The sequence below is a fragment of the Pantoea sp. AS142 genome, assembly GCF_037152305.1.
In the GTDB taxonomy this organism is placed as follows: Bacteria; Pseudomonadota; Gammaproteobacteria; order Enterobacterales; family Enterobacteriaceae; genus Pantoea.
In genome coordinates, this window is the sequence record NZ_JBBCMO010000014.1 from 16,199 (window position 1) to 36,684 (window position 20,486).

Here is a 20,486-nt window from a genome sequence, read left to right on the forward strand (position 1 = left end):
AGGCAACACCTGTCCGCCCTGCAACAACTTATGCCGCGCTCAGTTTGCCCAGTGCCATATTGTTGATAGCATCGCCGGCCAGCATCGCATCAATACCCAGCGACGAACCGCCTGTACCGCGTGCCTGAAGGTTGGTGTTGCCGGTATCACCCGCCATAGCACTTTTGATCATGCCTTTAGCCTTGCTGAACTGGTCCATACTGGATGGGGTCATACCATCATCATCTGGTTTGCTCAGGGCTTCTGCCCAGGATTTAGTGTCGGTTTTTGCTTCCGAACCTGCGCTCTTCTGATACTGAGGTTTACCGAAGGTTTCAGGATACTGATCCATAAACTGCCCCACTTCCTTTGCCATCGCCCGGTCGTCTTTGTTGATAAAAGAACGTGTGCTGCTGTCGCTGTGTGTACCGATGTTGTTCAGTGCTTCGATACCCGCTTTCATGCCAACCCCGGTTCCTACCGCATTACCTAACTGCTGAAAATCAGCCGGGCCGCTCAGGTTTTGCAGGCCCTTGACGCCAGGGCCATTACCCCCCCCCAGACCGCTACCCTGGCTCTGGCTCAGGCCGTTCCCCATCAGTGCGCTCAGTGCATCGGTAACGCCTTTGTTATAAGCCTGTTGTTCTTCTTTGCCTGGCTGACTACCCGTGCTGCTGCCCGATAATGAACCATCCTGATCGCCAAACATGCTTTGCATGATTTCAGCGAAGATTTTCATTAATTGTTCCATCGGGCTCATGCCCGAACTGGAGTCAGAACCGGAAGTGGAACTGTCGCCATATGACGCTGGATTCAGACCCAGCGCCTGGTCGAGCGAAGAACCCAGGTTCGATCCGGTATTACCGCCCAGCGCTGAGCCAGTATTGCCGCCCAGTGCTGAACCCAGCGAACCCCCCATAGTTGCCCCCAAAGGGCCGCCCAGCGCGCCGCCAGCAACGGTGCCTAACCCACCGCCCAACATGCTGCCCAGTTCACCTCCAGCGGCGCTACCCAGCCCCCCGCCCAAACCGCCACCGAGGCCGCCCAGACCACTACCTGAAGCATTCCCCAGCAGGCTGTTCAGACCGCCGCCCATCATGCTCATCATCATCATGCCGGTGAGCAAACCTGCCAGCTGATTGATGGTATCATTTTGGCTGTTCCCCCCCAGGCCCAATGACGAATTCGAGCTTAATCCTGCATTTTGCGCGCTTGTACCCAGCAACCCATTGCTGCCACCCGCACCGCCGATGTTAATTTGCAACGTGGTCGCTCCCAGCGGACTTGTATTCAGACTCATACCATCTTCCTCTGTGAATTAATGAAATTACCCTACGGACGAAGCACCTGATGAGTGCCTTACCAGGGCTTCTATTGAGTGATTCAATAATGACGGAGGTTCCTCGGCGCTATGAAAAATAAGGTATGACGATAAAGGGAAGGCAGCCCGGTTTGAGAGAGAGGGAAATAGTGGTACACAAAAAATGGCCACATCATTAAATAGCAATGAGAGGCTTACCGAAAACGCCGGGTAATCATCAACCCTATCGTGGTTTGATGAGTACAGATGTCCGACATGATCTACTGGCTTAATCCATCACATGTCGATGCGAAACAAGCTGACAGAAAGCATGTGCAAAAAGACAGCAATTATGGCTACTGACGTGATACTTGTGACCGGGTGTAACGCGCCCGGTTGCGCACCACACCGGGCTGCCCGGACAGCGATTAACGGAGTTCTGTCAGCGCAATTCCTGCCAGGCTGAACAACTGCGCGATCTGCTGTTTATCATCTGCTGATTCTTCGCTAATCTGACGCCAGCAGGAGAGACTCCGCTCAGCGTTCAGACACAGGTAGCAACCGTCATAGCGCTCAGGACGCAGCGCCCGACGGCGCAGCAGACGCTGAAAGAGTCCTGGGGGCTGGTATGTGGGTTGCAGGTTGAGCATCGCTTCCCGTCCATGTTCACCGCACAGCACCAGCAGTTCTACCCCCTGCAGCACCGGCCAGCGACAGCTCTGGCGCAGTTCTAGCAGGCTGAGCAGGGCCGATAACGAACCGACCTGCGGACACGAATTACTCATTAACAGTGACCTGTGTAAAATCGGCGACGCCATTGCGTAGCTCTGGCTGCCACCAGATAACCAGCTGATGCGAACCTGACTGTGGACGGCAGTCCACGGAGGTACAGGTCAATCCGTTATCGTGGCGTTTGGCACAACCGGTCAGCAGCAGCGCCAGACCCAGCAGGATGAAAGGGGCTTTTTTCATTGTTTTTCTCTGCTTAGCGGTTGATTAAGGATTCGCGTGATTTAGTCAACACGCGATTTGGACTCAGCGCCATATAGACCTCTGCCGACTGGCCCGGAGCCAGTGAACTGAGCGGCCATATTGCCACCGCCATTGTTCGTTTACTGGCACAGGCAGACTCGTCAAAACGCAACGGTTTGTTCGTGATATTGCGCACAACGCCCACGGTTAACTGCACGCTACCGTTTGCCCCGCTGTACCACTGCGAACGGGAGTTATCGAACAACAGCCCAGGCACTTTCTGGCAGATCTCACTTAAACGCGACCCGGAAAACTGCGACTGGAAACCAGCAGGCGTCTGGCGTTCGGCCAGGTCACGCATGGCGTTTTCAATCACGTCGTGCAGATTGACATTGCTGTGGCGGCGCTCGACACGTTCCATTGCATCGCTCAACTGCTGGCGGTTATCCGCAGTAACATATCGGGTCGGATCGGTCTGATCGCCTATCAGGCGTGGCGTCAGAATAAACAGTCGCTGACGCTGCGAAATTTCATGGCGAGTCGAAGTAAAGATTTTGCCAATCCATGGAATATCGCCTAACAGCGGAATACGCTGGTTACGATCGCCGCTCTCTTCAACATGGAACCCCCCCAGCACCAGCGCGCGGTTTTCACTGATAAGCGCCTGGGTGCTGACCGTGCCACGTTTCACGCCGGTGGCCTGACCATCGCTGTTGGTTTCTACGTGACCATCTTCAATATCAATCATCAGCTGAATACTGTTGTGCCCATTGCCTCCAACCGCACGCGGCGTGACCTGAAGGCTGGTGCCCGCCGTTACCGGCTGGATGTCAGCCACGCGCTCACCGGTGGCGGTGATATAGGCGGTCTGGCTGAAATCAATTACCGCTGGCTGGTTTTCCAGCGTCAGTACCGAAGGATTGGCTACAATTGATGCGGTACCTTCCCCTTCCAGGGCCTGAATATCGGCAAAGAAGCGTTTAAAATCGCTGACAAACAGCGTTCCGCTGCCGGACATCAGCGAGGTGCCGCCAGTAACACCACCCAGCGTCGCCTGCCAGTTCGCCTCCAGCCGGTTCAGTGCGGTACGATCGATATCAAGGATCACTGCATCGATTTCCACCAGATTCTGTGGCACGTCGATTTTGGCGATCAGCTGCGCATATTCATCGCGACGCTTATCATCGTCACGGATTAACAGCGCATTGTTACGCACGTCTGCTGAGATACGACCGCTGAGATCGTCAATGCTGACGCCGCCGCCGTCCCGGTCAGACGGACGGCTGGTGCCGTTGGTATGGCTGGAGAGGCGCGCCAGCAATGACTGGGTATTCTGCATCATCGCATTGCTGTCAGGCACGCCAAGAGTGCCCTCGATTCCGCTGGCGCTGTTTGGTGCAGCCCGTTTACCGTTCATCAGCTCATTAAGCATCGTGGCAACGCCCGGGATCACCAGCGTCTGATCGCGGTAATGAATGGTCCTGTCCGCTACTGAGGCATATTTCAGTGGAAAGGTCATGACTTTACGCCGATCTTCTTTTTTCTCGCGCTGCTCACTGAAACGCTTTACCAGCTCAAGATACTGCGGTGGTCCGGTCACTAACACCACACCATCGTCCGGCAGCTCTCCCCAGCCAAATCGCGGATCCAGCAGCCCGATACCGTTTAGCGCCTGTTTGATATCTGGTGCGGCATCCGGTGATATTTCCAGCCGTTCAGAGCTCTGCTCGGCCTGGGGACTGACATACAGGGTGTTGTTGTAGACGAACCACTGGAATTGATGCTCAAGCGCCAGACGGTCAAGAAATACGCTGGCATTATCGGCTCGGATCTTACCATCGACTTCGGTATCTTCGACATTCCCCAGTTGCAAATCGACACCATGCCCATTGGCAAAATCCTGAAGCACTGTGGATAGCGGAGTGTGATCGGCAGAATACGCATAAGATTGCTCTTTCCAGTCGGAGGGGATTTGCGCCCCAGCCTGGTGGGTTACGCACAGCATTAATAACGCGCCCAGAAAGAGCCCGCGCGATTTACTTTTATCAACCATGGTTTCCCCTTGGTAGAAAGGCCAGGCTGTGCAAGGGCACTGCGCCATGGGTTGCTGCTTTATTTCGCTGCTGTTGCAGCATGGATTGCCATGCATCACGCTGGTTCAGCAATGATTCGAGCTGTTCACACACCGCATCAGCATGAGTTTCGCGAAGTCGTAACATCAGCAATAAATGATTTTCCTGTGCAGCAAGGGCTGCCGCATCGCGACCAAAAAAGCGCAGCGCCGGCGCTGACAACTGTAATGCCCGTTCCAGAAATGCCTCATCCAGCGGTGCATTAACCGTCAACACGGACAGTGCGAAGATCTGTCCCCCTCGTTGCTGTAACCAAAGAACGCCGTCATCAACGACTAGCTGCTGGTCTTTTTCAGGATTATCAAGCCAGCGTTGCACCCATTGCTGCAATTCAGTTGATCTCGTTAATAATGGCTTTTGCCAGCCCATGCTTAACGGTGAGCTCCTGACTGGCTGCCCAGCTGGCGTTGGACAACCCCATGCTTGCCTCAAAAAAAGCGAAACTATCCGCCTGACTGTAGCCTTCACTGGCATTCATGGTAGCGTCGTCGAGCTGGTTTTGCGCCCGGTCAAACTGGCTATCCAGACGACGTTGCAACGGACTGAGTGATGACATAGTTAAACTCTCTTATTGATGAGCGGACCTGTTATTTAAGTGGCGTGTTGTGCGTAACGGTTCCGTGGTAAAGCGAAGATTTTTACCGCGATGACGACCCGCTTTCAGAGGGGAGCAACTGGCTTACCGCCTGCTGCCAGTTGAGGTGTAGTTCACCCTGGGCGGTGATCAGTTTCAGATTATCAACGGCCAACGTTTCATCGGGTTGCAGTTGCCAGCTTAGATGAGTGTGCGTGGCTAACCATTCGGTAATGGGCTGTTGTTGGGACGGGTGACAGCAGAGGCTGGCTTGCTCTGCCCGCATTTTGTCGCGCAGCAGCTGTCGCAGCAGTGCGCTCAGGCGTTGTGGTTCCGGTATCTCGGTCAGCAACTGTTCCAGGGCCAGCGTCAGCACGTTGTCCATCACCGCCAGCACCTCTGATTCAGTCTGCCGTTGCTGCTGCTGCCAGTGAGCAAACAGGCGGTCAGCCTGATGCCAGAAATCCTGTTCGGCGCGCGCTTGTGTACGCAGCTTACAGGCTACCGCCTCCTCTTCTGCAGCGGTGAGGATCTGTTCTGCCTGCTGCTGTGCCTGTCGCAGGATATCCTCTCCCTGTTGCTGAACAGTCAGCATTGCCTGTGAAATTACCGGGGCCAGATCGTCAGCGCCATTAAGCAGGGTTATTTTTTTTTGTGTCAGCATAGCGGTTCCTGGGACGCATACCATAGAACGGCTTGCCAGAGCGGTAACAGACGCGGTGGAAAAGCGTCTGGCTGGTGAAGTGATTCCACTCTGCGCGTTTGCTCAGTCGGGAAAGCCAGCCGCAATCGCGACCAGCAGCCCGGGCCGGCGCGTAAACGCAGCAGCCACAGGCCATTAATATCACCATCGTTAACCGGTAATTCCTCCGCTTCCGTCAGCCAGAGCCCGGGGCGCATCGCCTGAGCAATACGGCGACACCAGCGCTGTTGCGCCGGTAGTAGCATTGTCTGCGTAGAATCACGCCAGCACACTTCTGCTGCCAGACGCAGAGCCAGCTGGCGCTGAGCCTCAGTCAGATCAAGCCATGCCAACAGTTCGCGGTCGGGTGGACTGACCTGGTGGCTCAGTTGCAGTTCCTGAACGATCAGCGGATGGTGTGTCCGGGCCAGCGCCGCGAGACGGACATCATCCAGTTGATAAAATCCTGCCTGACGCCAGCTCGCATCGGCGGCCAGCCAGCTGTCGATGCACCACCAGCGCAGCCAGCGCAGACCAGGTTCATCACCTGGAGGCATTTCACTCATTCGGTACGTCCAACCGCGGCTTTTTGCCCTGGCGATAGCGTTTAAGGTATGGCCAGCCAAATATCCCGGTCGCCCCCAGCAGGATTAGCGCACCGAACATGCCGCACAGCCAACTTAACTGTAAAGAACGTTCTGGCGTGACCATAAAAGGGCCGAAGGAGACTTCTGGCGGCTTGTCCTGATAAGTTTCCGCCGGGACAAATACAATCGCCAGGTCTTTGTCCGCCCGTCCTGCCAGTCCGGGCAGGCTGCTGGCCACCATTTTTCTGATACGGGGTTCAATGACATCGGGATCGAGGTCGGGACGATATTTAATAAATACTGCGGCACTGGCGGGTTGCACCGGTTCGCCCGGCGCAACCCGCTCTGGCAGAACCACATGCACCCTGGCAACAATCACCCCGTCAATTTGACTGAGGGTGGCTTCCACTTCTTGCGAGAGGGCATAAATATAACGTGCCCGCTCTTCCAGAGGCGTAGAGATTACGCCGTTTTTCTGAAACACTTCACCGAGATTGGTGCGCGCCGGACGTGGCAAACCAGCAGCATCAAGGATGTGAACGGCACGGTTCAATTCAGGGGCATCGACCAGTACGGTGATACCGTCTTTGCTGGCGCGTTTTTCTGCCTGAATGTGATAACGCCCCAGCTCCGCCGCCACTTCGTTGGCGTCGTTTTCTGTCAGGCCGTGATTCAACTCGACCTGATCGTTACAGCCGAGCAACATGACTACCGGCAGTAAGAGCAGTAACTTCAAAGATAATTTAGCCATAGGGGGGGTTACTGCAAGTTGGTTAGTTTCTCCAGACTCTGAACACCTTTGCCAACCAGTTTTGCGTTGAGCAGGCTTTCCAGATAGTAAGAGGAAAGGGTGCGGTTAGCATCCATTACACTTCTCGAATCCAGACTGCGTGACGCTTTCGCGAGTGCCCTGTCAGCCTGACCGGACTGGCCGCTGGCCGTATCTGTCAGATCGGCGAGTTTATTAATCCAGAACTGATTGTCCTGGGGAACCGCTTTTTTTTCAGGCGCCTGCAGGGCTGCGCTGAACCAGGAAGCATCTGCCTCAGTGCCGGTAACGGCACTGAGGTCATTATCCACGGAACTGATGGCTAAAGAGGGGGCATTTCCGCTATTGATTTTCATGGTTCGTCCTTATTGGCAGCGACAAGTACCGGGCGAAAGTGCTGTCTCTTACGCCCGGCTATTAATCAGAACTGAATAGCTTTCGCGGCGTTGTGACCAGAGTTAATTTCTTTAGTCGCAGAGTCCATTTTTCCATCCAGGATGGAGTTTTGCGTATCCAGTTTCATTTTAGATGCCTGGGCATCAGCAGACTGCGTCAGTGAATCACTCATTGCGCTCTCAAGAGTTTTTGATGCAGAGTTGCTGGCGCTAGTCAGTGAACTGCCGCCAAGGGTAGTAAGACTGCTAAGAAGACCGCTCATATTAATCTCTCCAGTTAGTTAAGTTTGTGCCCTGGAACATCACATAATGTTCATTTGTTAAGTGGTGGACTTTTTATATCGGTTCCCGGAACGCGCTATTTTTTCATTGATTTCATGATTTGCTTACGCTTGCAGATGCAAGAACCTGCGCTTAACGTCAGATAAAGAGTCACCCTCTTTTTCTTATCCGCCTGTTTTTTTCGACCCGAGCGAGTCGGGCCGAATGAATGGAAGATTACTGGGTGATGATGCGGTTCGTGCTAACGTTAAGTAGTTTGATTCGGTGATAGAGTGTGCGTAAGGGCATTCCCAACTCCCTGGCCGCATCATCAATGCAGTGATCGTGACGAACCAGGCAATCCTGAATCAGATTTTTTTCAATGTTACGCATCATATCTTTCAGTTGTGGCCGCTGATGCTCACAGTGACAGGGGAGGTTCAAGGGCGGTAATCCCAGCGCAAAACGCTCAGCGGCGGCTCTTAATTCACGGATATTGCCCGGCCAGCTGTAACTCAGCAGGCATTCGTAATGCTGCTGAGTAAGTTTGGGTGGGATGCATTGCAATGAGCCAGCCGCCTTGTCGAGGAATTGACGAAACATCGGGATAATCATTTCAACGCGTGATCGGAGTGGCTGTAATTGAATGTTGATAGTGTTGAGACGAAAGTAGAGATCGCGGCGGAAGGTTCCACGCTCAACCAGAGTAAGCAGTGGTGTTTGTGTTGCCACGATGACCCGCATATTTACCGGAATGTAACGGGTTCCGCCCAGACGTTCAATTCCCCGGGTTTCAAGTACACGCAGCATTTTAGCTTGTAATGATAAAGGCATGCTGTCGATTTCATCGAGAAACAGCGTTCCGTTATTCGCTTCTTCCACATAGCCGGCACGTGCCTGTCCTGCTCCGGTATAGGCGCCGTGGTTGATACCAAAGAGTTCGCTTTCAGCCAGTGTCTCAGGTATTGCCGCGCAGTTAACCGGTACCAATTTTCCAGAACAGCCAGAAAGTTGATGAATCTTTCGTGCCAGTGTGTCTTTTCCTGTACCCGTCTCTCCCTCAAGGACTAAATCAATTTTTAAAGGTGCAACGGTCTGGATAATTGCAGCCAGTGAGTTGTGGATATCAACGGGCTGCTCTTCTGTCAGAGTAATGTGCTCCCCTTTCCCCAGCCACGACTGAAACGAGCGCTCACTGTTTCTGATATTCATAAAATTTACCCCTGGCCTGTCCATTAAATTATTTGACGCCGCTCATACGCACATCAGTATTACAACCAGCCTGTCGATTACAATTAATTACATTTGTAGTATCTTTGTTTACTTTTGGCTTACACAGGCTTTAAGAATGTCCTGTAATGACGTTATGAAACCATCATCATATGCTGAACATTCAGTAAGGTTTTTTCAGGGGTATGGGTAAGGATCTCCTTACTTCTGAATAGAAAAATGTAAGCGATTACACAATGCGCTTACTCTATTTACTTGTAAGGTAAGGAGATTTTTTTATAACACCAACAGGAAGGCATGTAAGAAAGTCATAATAAGAGAAGATAATCCAGGAGCAATCCTATGCGATTAACCGGTGACTGATAGCATATTTCACGATGTCGGCATTAGTGGTAAACATCATTTTTTCCATAAGACGCGATTTATGTGTACTCACCGTTTTGTTGCTGATTGCCAGTGCTTTAGCAATGTCATTGACGCCGTCGCCACCCGCCAGCATGAGCATGATCTGCATCTCCCGTGACGTCAGGCGCTCATGTAAAACTTCCCCCGCCTGAGTGTATTCATAAAAGACAATCTGCTCGGCCAGAACATGGTCGATAAAGCGCTCTCCTCGAGCCACGCGATGAATAGCAGCAAGCAGAGCCTCTGGATCATTGTCTTTAGTGATATAGCCTAATGCGCCACATTTAAGGGCACGCCGCGCAATCTGCGGTTCACTATACATAGTGAGGATAAGAATGGGCAGGCCGGGATATTGCAGATGAATACGGGTAATCAGCTCCTCACCACATAATCCAGGCATACTCATATCCAGTAGCAGTAAGTCAACGTCTTCACTACGAAGACCTTCCATTACCTGAGCACCATTACCCGCTTCAGCGACTACCATAAGCCGGTCATCCAGCGAAAATATCTGTTTCAGTCCTTCACGCATAATGACGTGATCATCCACTATCATCAGGCGAATGTTATTATCCATTGTACTCTTCCAAATTCTCAATATTCGTCGTCACCTGGATGAGTGGTATTGTTAACATTATCCGGGTTCCTTTGGATGGCTGACTCTCAATTTCCACATGACCGCCTAACATCCGACCCCGTTCTTTCATTCCCATCAGGCCGAACGCATTGTCATTACGCTGATCGCAGTCGAAACCACGGCCATTATCACATACGGTTAGCACCACTGAACTGGGGTATCTGACAACGAGGATCGTCACCACACTGGCCTGCGCATGACGTGAGATATTCGTTAAGGATTCCTGTGCCACGCGGAAAGCGGCGGTCGCCTGTTCATCATTTAGCTTCACCTCCTGTTCAGGTGCGATTAACCGACAACAGCAGCCGGTATGGCGGCTGATGAATTCATCCCGCAGCCACTCCAGTGCCGGCGTCAGTCCCATATCAAGAACGTTTGGTCTGAGACGAGTCGCGACGTTTCTCACCACCTGAATTGTTTTATCAGCCAGCCCCATCAGATGTACCACGCGATCATAGAGCAACGGATTGTTTTTACTGAACTGGATACGCAGCATTGAAATGCCCATCCTTAACGAGGTCAAATGCTGTCCCAACTCATCATGTATCTCCCGTGCGATACGCTTACGCTCTTCTTCGCGTGAAACTTCACGCTGCCTTGCCAGAAGACGCAGGCGCATATGTGAATCTTCCAGCTTTTTTTCTGCATAATGAATCGCGGTGATATCGCGCCCAACCACCATTACCGACATCAGATTGCCATATTGATCAAACTCCGGCACGCAACGGGTATGGTTGATCACGGTTCCTCCAGTAAGTGGGCTGTCCGATTCAACCAGTTCCCCTTCCGCCTCAATTTGCGTGCTGACCACCTCTTTTATCAAACGCTCAATATGTTCGACACAGGGTAAAACCCCAAGAAGCTCACGCAGGCTGCTTCCCCGTAACTCTTCAGCCGACAGATGCAGATGACGCAACGCGGCCGGGTTAGCATAATGACATTTCAGGTCAGTGCCAAAACGCACGACCATATCCGGAGAGTTCTCCACCAGAACCCGAAATTCTTGCTCCCGGACATGCGCCATCTGCTCAAGATGTTTGCGCTCTCTGATATCCTTAACCACGCACATGCTGTAATTGCCCTCTTTATAAGTAAAAGGGTTAGAGCTGACCTCAACCGGAATCATTTCGCCCCATTTACTTTTGTGATGCGTTTCGAAGGTAAAGGATTTTCCACCACTCTGCTCCCGTACCCGCTTCCACATAGCGAAGATATCGTCCTTGCTCCATGCTGGATCGATATCAGAGACTGCCATATTCAGTAATTCTTCACTGCTATAGCCAAGCATGCGGCATGATTCATCATTGACGTAAAAGAAGCAGGTATCGCAGTCAACAAGATAGACAGCGTCTCTTACCATATTCAGCGCAAACTCGACCAATTTGAGCGGTTCATCACCATTCTTTAACTGTCGCTCGGAAAATTGCATCTCGTCTCCTGTGAGTAAACTTCTTTTATCCGGTCTGGCTACGCATCTGCCTCTTTGCAGTGTGGCATTGAAGTTCTGTCCGGGTGGCACGGGCACTTTGCGCATCACTTTACGACTTCACGATTGAGTGGATTTTAGGTCCATTTTGGTTGTAGTAGGATATGGCCTGTTTTAGTGATACACGCACGCGCGATAAACGCGAACGTACAGTGCCAATAGGAATATTCAAATCTTCGGCGATATCCTGATAACTGCCTTCCTTCTCTAAAAGCATACTCAACAGATGACGTGTTTCCTTCGGCAACAGGGCAATTGAGTTAAGCGTGGAGGTTAAGATGCGTTGATGTTCAGTAATCTGGCTGGGATCGCCATCCTGCACCAGTAAAATATCATCTTCCAGTTCATCATAGCGTGGACGCCCGGACTGCTGACGAAAATGGTTACGAATTAAATTCAGGGCGATCCCAAATACCCAGGTTTCTGGCCGCGAGGCACCCGCGAATTTGTCGCGATTACGAAAGACTTCCAGCCAGGTCATCTGAACCAGATCTTCCGCGTCTTCTTTGTGAGAAACACGTTTTCGGATGAAATGGTGTACGCGCCGGCCATGCTCACGAAAAATCCGCTCCCAGTCGATGTTCATCGGGACAACATTGTTGACTGATAACTGCTCTGTGTTCTGCAAGTGAATTTCTGACATAACAAACTCCATTCCTTTATCCATTGATGCCCGAGCGGCTCAATGGCTATAGCAATGCCTGTGCCAGTCGAAAGTAAAATTTCAACTTATTGAAATTATTGAGTTATTTATTTTTACTCTGTCATTTTATGGCAATTTATTGCCAGGGGTGCAGGGGGGAATTTGCAACTCTTTGCAAAGCCAGGTTTTGACTTTTTCAGCAGGAAAAATCATCAGGGAACCGCAGCACCTAACACGCCACATACCTGCAACAGCTCTCATATTTGAGGTTCGCCAGGATGAAAATTGCTCCCGTTATACCCGGCATTCAACCGACGCTGCCGGTTGCTACCAGCGTGGTAGATGATGTTCTGCCGCCGGTCAGTGTTGCGCCCTCATCGTCCAGTGCATCATCACGCATGCCTGCTTCCCTGCTGGAAGACTCGATGGAAGAAGTCTCAATGACCTTCGCGGAACACGTAGAACGTAAAAGCAAGGCGCTAAATCAGCGGAAAGTGGTGGCACAGCCGGGTAGCCGGGCGATGCAACATATTGAACGTATTGAGAAGTTAGACGAGCTGATGAAGTTGCTGGAGCACCCGCAACACGCACAGCTGGAAACCCTGAATCAGAAGATGCAGGCCCTGCTGAGCCGTTCACCCTCTCCACATCTGGATGTGCTGCTGGACGCTGCAGGTGATGATCCTGTGCGCTGTGACGTAATGTTGCGTCACACAATGCTCCAGGCACAGCTGACGCAAAACACCGAACTGGCAGGTAGGGCATTACAAAGCCTTGAGTTGTTACACAAGGAAAAAGGGGCCGAAGTCAGCGCCGGGTTGAATACCGCCAGCGCCATTGCCACTTTCAGTACCGATCCGACACAAAAACAGGCGATGCGCCAGCTCTACTATAAAACCATTGTTCATCTGCAATCAGGCCATGCGATGCTGGATGCGCTGCTGAACAGCTTTGGTAGCGTGCATTTCAGACAGGGATTGCGCACCTTACAGCGCGCGTTATCTGATGATATTGCGGCTCACAGTTCTTCCATCCCGCGAGGCGCACTGCAAAAAATCATCGCCAGCCTTCAGGATGCTGGCAATATCAGTCAGACGCTGACCGCCAGCAAAATTTTGCTGGCACGTCTGGCCGGGAAACTGCCCGATATTAGCTTCAGCCCATTAGAGTTGACCCGTCGCCTGTTAAATCTGAGCGGAAACGGCGCTTACCTGCGGGATCTGCAAAATCTTTCACGCGATGTGGCAGGCCAGCATCCCCATCATCAGGTGCTGTTTCTCAGCGGGCTGGTGCCGCTGGTCTACCATCTGCCGCTGGGACTGTGGCGGGATGAGAAAAGTAAAAACCGCCAGATGGCGTTAAATCTGTTGCGCACGGTGATCAGTGAATACGCTGCCCATGAGCCGCGAGCCTCGCTGTCGCAACCCAGAGCGGCGTTATAAATGGGGTCTTTGTTTGTCTGGCTGAACCGTCTCGCCATCAGTGCGATGCAGCGCTCGGAAGTGGTGGGCGCCACCATTGTCATGTCGATCGTCTTCATGATGATTATCCCGCTGCCTACCGGCCTGATCGATGTGCTGATTGCGCTGAATATCTGCATTTCGTCACTGCTCATCGTGCTGGCGATGTATCTGCCGAAACCCCTGGCCTTCTCGACATTTCCCTCGGTGTTGCTGTTAACCACGATGTTCCGTCTGGCATTGTCAATATCCACCACCCGACAGATTCTTCTGCAACAGGATGCAGGTCATATTGTTGAAGCCTTTGGTAATTTCGTGGTTGGCGGCAATCTGGCAGTAGGTCTGGTTATCTTTTTAATTCTGACCGTGGTGAACTTTCTGGTTATCACCAAAGGTTCTGAGCGGGTGGCAGAAGTCGCTGCACGCTTTACCCTTGACGCGATGCCAGGGAAACAGATGTCGATTGACAGTGACCTGCGTGCAGGACTGATTGAAGCGCATCAGGCGCGTCAGCGCAGGGAGAATCTGGCAAAAGAGAGCCAGCTGTTCGGCGCAATGGATGGCGCCATGAAATTTGTAAAAGGGGATGCAATTGCCGGGCTGGTGATTGTGTTTATCAATATGATCGGCGGCTTTGCTATCGGCGTTCTGCAAAATGGCATGGATGCTAGCCTGGCGATGCATATCTACTCAGTACTGACCATCGGTGATGGTCTGATCGCGCAGATTCCGGCGCTGCTTATCTCGCTAACCGCCGGTATGATCATTACCCGCGTTTCCGCTGACGGGCAGCAGGTGGATGCCAATATAGGTCGCGAAATTGCCGAGCAACTCACCAGTCAGCCTAAAGCCTGGATTATGTCTGCCGCTGGAATGCTGGGTTTTGCCCTGCTGCCCGGTATGCCTGCCGCGGTCTTTATCGTTATCAGTATTGTGGCATTGAGCAGCGGCCTGTTTCAGCTCTGGCGTACCAAACAGGAAACCACTCAGCAAGAGGCAAACCAGCGTCAGGCGCTGCAGCTGGCCCCGGAGGACAATGGTCATCAGGATTTGCGTCGCTTTAACCCTACCCGCGCCTATTTATTGCAATTCAGCCAGGGCCATCAAAACAGTGAAGCAGCTACAGCACTGATCCAGAATATCCGTCGATTGCGTAACCGGCTGGTTTACCAGTTTGGCTTTACACTGCCCAGTTTCGACATTGAATTCTCGCCGATGCTGGCCGATGACGAATTCCGTTTCTGCGTCTATGAGATCCCGCTGGTTACTGCCACGTTTGCCGTCGAACATCTGGCGGTAAGAAAGAAAAGTCTTGAAGCCTGGCTCAGTGAACATGCAGACGATGCAAAGCATCCGGTGATAGAGAGCGTGGCGGAGCGCGGTGAAACGCACTGGTGCTGGCTGCCACCTGAGCATCCACTGCTGCAACAGGAGGAGCAGCGAATATGGAATGCCAGCGACCTGATCATGCTGCGCATGGAGCAGGCGATTCATCAAAGCGGTTCTCAGTTTATCGGCTTGCAGGAGAGCAAATCGATCCTCAACTGGCTGGAGAGCGAGCAGCCGGAACTGGCGCAGGAGTTGCAACGTATTATGCCGCTGTCGCGTTTTGCCGCCGTGCTGCAACGACTGGCTTCCGAACGTATGCCATTACGTTCAGTGCGAACTATCGCAGAAACGCTGATTGAACATGGCCAGCACGAACGAGACAGCGCTGCCCTGACCGATTTCGTGCGTATTGCGCTGAAAGAACATATCTGCCACCAGTATCTGCAACCTAACGGGCTGGATGCCTGGCTGCTGACCCCGGAAACCGAAGAGCTGCTACGTGACTCCATGCGACAGGCCCAGAGCGAAACCTTCTTCTCGCTGGCCCAGGATTATGGCATCAGTCTGCTGCATCAGATGCGCCAGGCCTTTCCCCCTTATGACAGTACAACCGCGCTAATCCTTGTCGCGCAGGATTTACGCAGCCCGCTGCGCGCGCTACTGAAAGACGAGTTCCACGCCGTACCGGTTCTGTCCTTTGCTGAATTAACCAATAGCGTTGCCATCAATGTGCTGGGACGGCTCGATTTACAACAGTCACCGCCAGACCTCCAGGAAAATGACTCATGCATGAATTACGCGTACTGACCGGGCTGCATCGCGGTGCAGCGTTGCCCCTGAGTGGCGAACAATGGTGGATTGGTGCCGCAGAGGATGCCGATCTGGCCCTGTATGATCCGGGGATCAAAGATCGCCACTGCCAGCTTCTCAAAACCCTGCAAGGCTGGGTGGTAAAGGCACTGGAGGGACCGCTGAATGACAACGAAGGCCAGCGATGTGAAGAGCTGAACAATCTGCAACCGGGCACGGCTTTCGCTATCGGCCATATCTGGCTGAGCATCGTCAGTGCTGCTACCCCCTGGCCGGATGAGGCCAGTGAACCGGTAACGTCAGAGGAGATCCCGGCGCTTTCTGACCCAGCGGCAACGACACCCGCTGAAACAGCCCTCACGCGAGTGACAGAGGAGAAACAACCGCTACCGCTCTGGGCAAAAGTGGTTTATGTGGCGCTGATTCTGCTGCTGGTAATGATGCTGGGAAGCTGGCTGCTGAACGCCAGCATCGCCTCGCCTTCTGCGCCGCCTGCACCGGGTAAACCACAGCTCACAAGCGTGGGACGAACACGGCAGATCATCAATAGCATGCTGCTGGATCGCGGTCTGAATAAACAGGTTGCTCTTGCATCGGACAACAACAGCCTGACGTTGAGCGGTAATCTCTCCGACGACGACAATCAGCGTCTGCAGCGTATGATGCGCAACTTTTACCATCATTATGACGTGCGGTTAGTCATCCATAACAGGACAAGTGCAGTCAGCGCAAAACTGCCGTTTAAGATTGTGCAGATCACCAGCGGCGCGCACGCCAATATTGTCACCGATAGCGGCCAGCGCATGTTTATTGGCGATGAAGTTAACCAGCTACGCCTTGTGGCGATTAATAACGACAGCATTGAATTCGCCGGACGTGAAAACATCAGGGTGAAATGGTAATGAGTGCGCTACGCCAGCAGCTGGCGCTGTGGGAACAGCAGCAGCAGCAACGCCTCGGCCGCTATGCGCCAGCCAGTCGTTATGGCCGTGTTACCGGCATCAGTGGGATTCTGATCGAATGCAGCCTGCCCGCCGCGCGCATTGGTGACTTATGTCGCATTCTGCGCAGTGACGGCGGCAGCGTGCTCTCCGAGATTGTCGGTTTCAGTCCGCAGAAAATTCTGTTGTCAGCGCTTGGTGCGCTGGATGGCATTTCGCAGGGTGCGATCGTTATTCCACTTTATCTGCCGCACAGTATCTGCGTCAGCGGCAGGCTGCTGGGTAGCGTGCTGGATGGCTTTGGTCGGGCGCTGGAACCTGGCGGATGCAGCGCGTTTGCAGAGCCAGGGACGCAGGTCCACACCGTGCCGGTGCTGAACGATGCACCGCCACCCACCGAACGCCCGCGCATCCACACCCCATTACCCACCGGACTTCGGGCCATTGACGGGCTACTGACGATGGGTAACGGGCAACGGGTAGGCATTTTTGCCGGGGCTGGCTGCGGCAAAACTACACTGCTGGCGGAGCTGGCGCGAAACACGCCATGCGATGTGATCGTTTTCGGGCTGATTGGTGAACGTGGTCGTGAACTGCGCGAATTTCTCGATCACGAACTGGATGATGAATTGCGCAGCCGTACCGTGCTGCTGTGCGCCACCTCTGACCGCAGTAGTATGGAACGTGCCAGAGCTGCGTTCACCGCCACCGCCATTGCCGAGGCATTCCGCGCCGAAGGAAAAAGCGTCCTGCTGATCGTTGACTCTCTGACCCGTTTTGCCCGCGCCCAGCGCGAGATCGGCCTTGCCCTCGGCGAGCCGCCGGGACGAGGAGGGTTACCGCCATCGGTTTACACTCTATTGCCACGGCTGGTGGAACGTGCAGGACAGACCCGCGACGGAGCCATTACTGCGCTCTATTCTGTGCTGATTGAGCAGGATTCTATGAACGATCCGGTCGCCGATGAAGTCCGCTCTCTGATTGACGGCCACATCGTCCTCAGTCGCCGCCTGGCTGAGCGTAACCACTACCCCGCCATCGATATTCTGGCCAGCCTCAGCCGTACGATGAGCAATGTGGTGGACCACGAGCACATGATGCAGGCCGGCCGCGTTCGTGGCCTGATGGCGGCTCATAAGCAGGTAGAGATGCTGCTTCGCCTGGGGGAATATCAGCCGGGTAACGACAGCCTGACCGATGCCGCCGTCAATGCCAACGACATCATCAATCACTTTCTGCGCCAGTCAATGCGCGCCCCCGAACCGTTAGATAACACCCGCTATCAACTTGCCGAGGTCAGCGCCCATGCCCCTGATTGAAGAAGATGATCTGGAACAACAGGACAGCCCGCTGGAAAGCCTGCAGCAGGCGCTGAATGTGCTGATGCCAATCCGCCGCCAACGTCTTAGTCGAGCGCAACGCCAGCAACGCCAGCAGCAGACGCTGCTGGCCGAGGCTGAAGCACAGCAACAGGCAGAAGAAAAACAACTGGTGCAGGACCAGCAGCATTATCAGGTGCAACGCGAACGCCTGCAGCACCACTCCTCAAGGGAAAAACTGACCCGTCATGTCAATAATGAGCTGAGCGCCTTACAGACGGTGGATCAGCAGAAGAAGCAGTGTCAGCAGGCGCAATACAGCTGTCAGCAGGCCGCTTATGCGCTGGAGCAGGCGACAGAGTGGGCGCGTGAGCAGCAAAAAGCGGTAGAGAAGCTGGACTATTTATCTGAACACCTGGAGGACGCGTGACGAATACCCCTACATCGGGATACCCGGACCGGGTGCCATCTTCTCAGCGGCAGGTTCAGCCGGATGAGCGTTATCGTGAGCGTATACCCGCAACCCGCCGACATCAGCAGGAGAGCAAAGAGTCGCTGAATGTGCTGGGTTCGCTGTTTTTTGCCAGCACCACCGAATTTATGTCTGAGCACGAGAGGGTGCAGGATGAAGCCCCCTCGCCGGATTGGCAGCAACTGCACGAGGCGTTGCACGAGCGTATCGCCAGCCATGCCGATGAGGATTGCGCCTTTACTGTGCTGCTGCCAGAAGCGGGTGAGGTTGATGTCACACTCGCCAGGGCCCAACCCGCAGGCTGGGAGATTGCGCTACGTTTTTCTCCACAGGTCTGGCCTCAGTGGCAGCGCCGGGAAATCCTCTGTCGCCGTCAGTTAAGCCAGTCTCTTAACGCGCCGGTACGTCTGAACATTGAGCAGGGCAGCGCATCATGAGCGAGGTTACGCGGCTGCATTTTCCCCGTCTCACCCGCCCGGCGGTTCGCTCACACAACCTGCTGGCGCGCGCGCACTGCTTTCCTTTCACCCTCGGCGGCGAAGCCGGTGAGCTGTATCTGCTACCCGGTGATGCGTCACCCCCGACTACCTTCAGCCACTGGCACTGTGCGCTGGGCCCCTTTTCGCTGGGAGACGCCACGCCAGTACTTAATCTGCTGTCGCTGTCGCCCATCAATGTCCTGCACAGCCTCTGCGCAGAGGATGAGTGGCAGACAATATTATTTAATCAGTACCTCAGTCCGGAACTGGCGCGATTATTCGGCGACTTAACCGTAAATCACGCGCAGGAACAGCATGAATTATGCGCCAGGCTACATGTCCGGCTGGGGGAGCGCCATGCAGAGTGCCCGCTACAGCTAAGCCATTCACGGCTGGCACACTGGCTGAAGCAACCGGGCTGGCAGAGGAGCCAGAGCACGCTGCCTGATACGCTGGTTTACAGCCAGCCGTTAGTACTGGGGCGCACTACCCTGCACATGCCGCAGCTGCAGGCGTTGAGGGCAGGCGATGTACTGGTGCCTCCCGTCAGCTATTTCCTTCCAGATGGTCAGGGCAGCCTGATCCTTGCCGGGCAGCAGTTACACGGCGAATTGCAGTTGCCTCACCACTTTTTGCTTAACCATATGGAGAGTACCGCCTTGGATCCTTATGCTGCTGATGAATTTGACGCTGTGTCTCAGCCTGAAATAGTCGCCACGGATGAGAAGACGCAACTGGCCTCGCTGCCACTGTCGCTGGAAGTGCGCTGTGGCCGCACCCGACTGACGCTGGGCGAACTGCAACAGTTACAGGCAGGCAGCGTGCTGACGCTCGCAAATGTGACGCCCGGTGAAGCCGGCTTGTACCACGGCGATACGCTGATTGCACACGGTGAACTGGTGGATGTGGAAGGCCATCTTGGATTACAGCTGACCCGGCTGCTGCTGACCTCGCAGCAGGAGGCCGGATGAATACCGAACAGTTCGACCCGATGACCTTTGCCCTGTTCCTTGGGGCATTGTCACTGATCCCGATGCTGATGATCGTCTGCACCTGCTTTTTGAAAATCTCGATGGTGCTGTTGATCACCCGCAACGCGATTGGTGTGCAGCAGGTTCCGCCTAACATGGCGCTGTATGGCATTGCCCTGGCGGCGACGCTGTTTGTGATGGCACCGGTGTTTAATCAGATGCAGCATCAGTTCAGTCAGGCCCCCGCCGACTTATCCAGTACGGATAATCTGAAGACCAGCGTGACCAATGGGGTGGCCCCACTCCAGAAATTCATGACCCACAACACCGATCCGGACATCCTGATCCATCTGCAGGAAAACAGCGTGCGGATGTGGCCGAAAGAGATGTCAGACAACGTCAGCAAAGACAATCTGCTGCTGGTGATCCCAGCCTTCGTACTGTCGGAATTGCAGGCCGGGTTTAAAATCGGGTTCCTGATCTATATCCCGTTTATCGTTATCGATCTGATTGTCTCTAACGTCCTGCTGGCGCTGGGTATGCAGATGGTGGCCCCGATGACGCTGTCGCTGCCGCTGAAGATGCTGCTGTTTGTGTTGATTAATGGCTGGACTCGCCTGCTGGACGGCTTATTTTACAGTTACCTCTGAGGC

General features: G+C 53.8%; 23 protein-coding genes. 8 read left to right on the forward strand and 15 right to left on the reverse strand.

Features of this window, described 5'->3' with window-relative positions:
• Nucleotides 1-28: 28 nt before the first annotated feature.
• The 15 genes from WFO64_RS20280 to WFO64_RS20350 all read right to left on the reverse strand — a co-directional run bounded on the left by WFO64_RS20280 (nucleotide 29) and on the right by WFO64_RS20350 (nucleotide 12,052).
• Nucleotides 29-1,279: a type III secretion protein HrpN gene (locus WFO64_RS20280; RefSeq protein WP_337013827.1), complete on the reverse strand. Its 1,251-nt coding sequence runs from the start codon at nucleotides 1,277-1,279 to the stop codon at nucleotides 29-31.
• A gap of 428 nt (nucleotides 1,280-1,707) precedes the next feature.
• Complete coding sequence (gene hrpV, locus WFO64_RS20285) at nucleotides 1,708-2,064, reverse strand: HrpV family type III secretion system protein (protein WP_337013828.1); 357 nt, start codon at nucleotides 2,062-2,064, stop codon at nucleotides 1,708-1,710.
• On the reverse strand, nucleotides 2,057-2,251 hold the full coding sequence (gene hrpT / locus WFO64_RS20290; RefSeq protein WP_337013829.1) for an HrpT family type III secretion system protein: 195 nt from the start codon (nucleotides 2,249-2,251) through the stop codon (nucleotides 2,057-2,059). Before hrpT ends, hrpV begins: the two co-directional genes overlap by 8 nt.
• 13 nt (nucleotides 2,252-2,264) lie before the next feature.
• Nucleotides 2,265-4,304 carry a type III secretion system outer membrane ring subunit SctC gene (gene sctC / locus WFO64_RS20295; protein ID WP_337013830.1) on the reverse strand — a complete coding sequence of 680 codons (2,040 nt, stop codon included), beginning with the start codon at nucleotides 4,302-4,304 and terminating at the stop codon, nucleotides 2,265-2,267.
• Nucleotides 4,297-4,752, reverse strand: coding sequence for a type III secretion system chaperone (locus WFO64_RS20300; RefSeq protein WP_337013831.1), 456 nt, complete (start codon nucleotides 4,750-4,752; stop codon nucleotides 4,297-4,299). The genes sctC and WFO64_RS20300 overlap by 8 nt, the downstream gene beginning before the upstream one ends.
• Entirely contained in the window at nucleotides 4,715-4,939 is a 225-nt protein-coding gene (locus WFO64_RS20305; protein WP_061060950.1) for a type III secretion protein HrpF, read from the reverse strand. The genes WFO64_RS20300 and WFO64_RS20305 overlap by 38 nt, the downstream gene beginning before the upstream one ends.
• Nucleotides 4,940-5,021: 82 nt before the next feature.
• Nucleotides 5,022-5,621: a type III secretion system stator protein SctL gene (gene sctL, locus WFO64_RS20310; RefSeq protein WP_337013832.1), complete on the reverse strand. Its 600-nt coding sequence runs from the start codon at nucleotides 5,619-5,621 to the stop codon at nucleotides 5,022-5,024.
• Nucleotides 5,615-6,205, reverse strand: a complete 591-nt coding sequence (locus tag WFO64_RS20315; protein ID WP_337013833.1) for a type III secretion system protein — start codon at nucleotides 6,203-6,205, stop codon at nucleotides 5,615-5,617. Before WFO64_RS20315 ends, sctL begins: the two co-directional genes overlap by 7 nt.
• Nucleotides 6,198-6,977: a type III secretion system inner membrane ring lipoprotein SctJ gene (gene sctJ / locus WFO64_RS20320; RefSeq protein WP_337013834.1), complete on the reverse strand. Its 780-nt coding sequence runs from the start codon at nucleotides 6,975-6,977 to the stop codon at nucleotides 6,198-6,200. Before sctJ ends, WFO64_RS20315 begins: the two co-directional genes overlap by 8 nt.
• Nucleotides 6,978-6,985: 8 nt before the next feature.
• Entirely contained in the window at nucleotides 6,986-7,351 is a 366-nt protein-coding gene (locus WFO64_RS20325) for an EscI/YscI/HrpB family type III secretion system inner rod protein (protein ID WP_061060954.1), read from the reverse strand.
• A 65-nt stretch (nucleotides 7,352-7,416) separates the two neighbouring features.
• Nucleotides 7,417-7,653: a hypothetical protein gene (locus tag WFO64_RS20330; RefSeq protein ID WP_061060955.1), complete on the reverse strand. Its 237-nt coding sequence runs from the start codon at nucleotides 7,651-7,653 to the stop codon at nucleotides 7,417-7,419.
• Between the two features lie 235 nt (nucleotides 7,654-7,888).
• Nucleotides 7,889-8,863, reverse strand: coding sequence for a sigma 54-interacting transcriptional regulator (locus tag WFO64_RS20335; RefSeq protein ID WP_061060956.1), 975 nt, complete (start codon nucleotides 8,861-8,863; stop codon nucleotides 7,889-7,891).
• 358 nt (nucleotides 8,864-9,221) lie between these two features.
• Nucleotides 9,222-9,863 carry a response regulator gene (locus WFO64_RS20340; RefSeq protein ID WP_061060957.1) on the reverse strand — a complete coding sequence of 214 codons (642 nt, stop codon included), beginning with the start codon at nucleotides 9,861-9,863 and terminating at the stop codon, nucleotides 9,222-9,224.
• Entirely contained in the window at nucleotides 9,856-11,352 is a 1,497-nt protein-coding gene (locus WFO64_RS20345; RefSeq protein WP_337013899.1) for a PAS domain-containing sensor histidine kinase, read from the reverse strand. Before WFO64_RS20345 ends, WFO64_RS20340 begins: the two co-directional genes overlap by 8 nt.
• 109 nt (nucleotides 11,353-11,461) lie before the next feature.
• Complete coding sequence (locus WFO64_RS20350) at nucleotides 11,462-12,052, reverse strand: RNA polymerase sigma factor (RefSeq protein ID WP_337013900.1); 591 nt, start codon at nucleotides 12,050-12,052, stop codon at nucleotides 11,462-11,464.
• 278 nt (nucleotides 12,053-12,330) lie between these two features.
• On the opposite strand from WFO64_RS20350, the gene sctW reads away from it, so the two are divergent.
• Genes sctW through sctR form a run of 8 tightly spaced genes read left to right on the forward strand, consistent with a single transcriptional unit; the run spans nucleotide 12,331 to nucleotide 20,483 of the window.
• Nucleotides 12,331-13,494: a type III secretion system gatekeeper subunit SctW gene (sctW, locus tag WFO64_RS20355; RefSeq protein WP_337013835.1), complete on the forward strand. Its 1,164-nt coding sequence runs from the start codon at nucleotides 12,331-12,333 to the stop codon at nucleotides 13,492-13,494.
• A complete protein-coding gene (gene sctV / locus WFO64_RS20360) occupies nucleotides 13,495-15,648 on the forward strand; it encodes a type III secretion system export apparatus subunit SctV (RefSeq protein WP_337013836.1) in 2,154 nt (717 codons plus the stop codon).
• On the forward strand, nucleotides 15,627-16,553 hold the full coding sequence (gene sctD, locus WFO64_RS20365; RefSeq protein WP_337013837.1) for a type III secretion system inner membrane ring subunit SctD: 927 nt from the start codon (nucleotides 15,627-15,629) through the stop codon (nucleotides 16,551-16,553). Before sctV ends, sctD begins: the two co-directional genes overlap by 22 nt.
• Nucleotides 16,547-17,911 carry a FliI/YscN family ATPase gene (locus WFO64_RS20370; RefSeq protein WP_337013838.1) on the forward strand — a complete coding sequence of 455 codons (1,365 nt, stop codon included), beginning with the start codon at nucleotides 16,547-16,549 and terminating at the stop codon, nucleotides 17,909-17,911. The genes sctD and WFO64_RS20370 overlap by 7 nt, the downstream gene beginning before the upstream one ends.
• Entirely contained in the window at nucleotides 17,898-18,341 is a 444-nt protein-coding gene (locus WFO64_RS20375; protein ID WP_337013839.1) for a type III secretion system protein, read from the forward strand. The genes WFO64_RS20370 and WFO64_RS20375 overlap by 14 nt, the downstream gene beginning before the upstream one ends.
• Entirely contained in the window at nucleotides 18,338-18,820 is a 483-nt protein-coding gene (locus WFO64_RS20380) for a type III secretion system HrpP C-terminal domain-containing protein (RefSeq protein WP_337013840.1), read from the forward strand. Before WFO64_RS20375 ends, WFO64_RS20380 begins: the two co-directional genes overlap by 4 nt.
• Nucleotides 18,817-19,833, forward strand: coding sequence for a type III secretion system cytoplasmic ring protein SctQ (gene sctQ, locus WFO64_RS20385; protein ID WP_337013841.1), 1,017 nt, complete (start codon nucleotides 18,817-18,819; stop codon nucleotides 19,831-19,833). Before WFO64_RS20380 ends, sctQ begins: the two co-directional genes overlap by 4 nt.
• Nucleotides 19,830-20,483 carry a type III secretion system export apparatus subunit SctR gene (gene sctR / locus WFO64_RS20390; RefSeq protein ID WP_061060966.1) on the forward strand — a complete coding sequence of 218 codons (654 nt, stop codon included), beginning with the start codon at nucleotides 19,830-19,832 and terminating at the stop codon, nucleotides 20,481-20,483. Before sctQ ends, sctR begins: the two co-directional genes overlap by 4 nt.
• Nucleotides 20,484-20,486: the final 3 nt, after the last annotated feature.

What these genes read in the sequence shown, in the direction of transcription:
- WFO64_RS20345 (WP_337013899.1), bottom strand. Translation starts at nt 11,352, where the DNA reads ATGCAATTTTCCGAGCGACAGTTAAAGAATGGTGATGAACCGCTCAAA.
- WFO64_RS20300 (WP_337013831.1), bottom strand. Translation starts at nt 4,752, where the DNA reads ATGGGCTGGCAAAAGCCATTATTAACGAGATCAACTGAATTGCAGCAA.
- WFO64_RS20325 (WP_061060954.1), bottom strand. Translation starts at nt 7,351, where the DNA reads ATGAAAATCAATAGCGGAAATGCCCCCTCTTTAGCCATCAGTTCCGTG.
- WFO64_RS20340 (WP_061060957.1), bottom strand. Translation starts at nt 9,863, where the DNA reads ATGGATAATAACATTCGCCTGATGATAGTGGATGATCACGTCATTATG.
- sctR (WP_061060966.1), top strand. Translation starts at nt 19,830, where the DNA reads ATGAATACCGAACAGTTCGACCCGATGACCTTTGCCCTGTTCCTTGGG.
- sctV (WP_337013836.1), top strand. Translation starts at nt 13,495, where the DNA reads ATGGGGTCTTTGTTTGTCTGGCTGAACCGTCTCGCCATCAGTGCGATG.
- sctJ (WP_337013834.1), bottom strand. Translation starts at nt 6,977, where the DNA reads ATGGCTAAATTATCTTTGAAGTTACTGCTCTTACTGCCGGTAGTCATG.
- sctW (WP_337013835.1), top strand. Translation starts at nt 12,331, where the DNA reads ATGAAAATTGCTCCCGTTATACCCGGCATTCAACCGACGCTGCCGGTT.
- WFO64_RS20330 (WP_061060955.1), bottom strand. Translation starts at nt 7,653, where the DNA reads ATGAGCGGTCTTCTTAGCAGTCTTACTACCCTTGGCGGCAGTTCACTG.
- sctL (WP_337013832.1), bottom strand. Translation starts at nt 5,621, where the DNA reads ATGCTGACACAAAAAAAAATAACCCTGCTTAATGGCGCTGACGATCTG.
- sctQ (WP_337013841.1), top strand. Translation starts at nt 18,817, where the DNA reads ATGAGCGAGGTTACGCGGCTGCATTTTCCCCGTCTCACCCGCCCGGCG.
- WFO64_RS20335 (WP_061060956.1), bottom strand. Translation starts at nt 8,863, where the DNA reads ATGAATATCAGAAACAGTGAGCGCTCGTTTCAGTCGTGGCTGGGGAAA.
- WFO64_RS20370 (WP_337013838.1), top strand. Translation starts at nt 16,547, where the DNA reads ATGGTAATGAGTGCGCTACGCCAGCAGCTGGCGCTGTGGGAACAGCAG.
- hrpT (WP_337013829.1), bottom strand. Translation starts at nt 2,251, where the DNA reads ATGAAAAAAGCCCCTTTCATCCTGCTGGGTCTGGCGCTGCTGCTGACC.
- WFO64_RS20305 (WP_061060950.1), bottom strand. Translation starts at nt 4,939, where the DNA reads ATGTCATCACTCAGTCCGTTGCAACGTCGTCTGGATAGCCAGTTTGAC.
- WFO64_RS20280 (WP_337013827.1), bottom strand. Translation starts at nt 1,279, where the DNA reads ATGAGTCTGAATACAAGTCCGCTGGGAGCGACCACGTTGCAAATTAAC.
- WFO64_RS20375 (WP_337013839.1), top strand. Translation starts at nt 17,898, where the DNA reads ATGCCCCTGATTGAAGAAGATGATCTGGAACAACAGGACAGCCCGCTG.
- WFO64_RS20315 (WP_337013833.1), bottom strand. Translation starts at nt 6,205, where the DNA reads ATGAGTGAAATGCCTCCAGGTGATGAACCTGGTCTGCGCTGGCTGCGC.
- hrpV (WP_337013828.1), bottom strand. Translation starts at nt 2,064, where the DNA reads ATGAGTAATTCGTGTCCGCAGGTCGGTTCGTTATCGGCCCTGCTCAGC.
- WFO64_RS20350 (WP_337013900.1), bottom strand. Translation starts at nt 12,052, where the DNA reads ATGTCAGAAATTCACTTGCAGAACACAGAGCAGTTATCAGTCAACAAT.
- sctC (WP_337013830.1), bottom strand. Translation starts at nt 4,304, where the DNA reads ATGGTTGATAAAAGTAAATCGCGCGGGCTCTTTCTGGGCGCGTTATTA.
- sctD (WP_337013837.1), top strand. Translation starts at nt 15,627, where the DNA reads ATGCATGAATTACGCGTACTGACCGGGCTGCATCGCGGTGCAGCGTTG.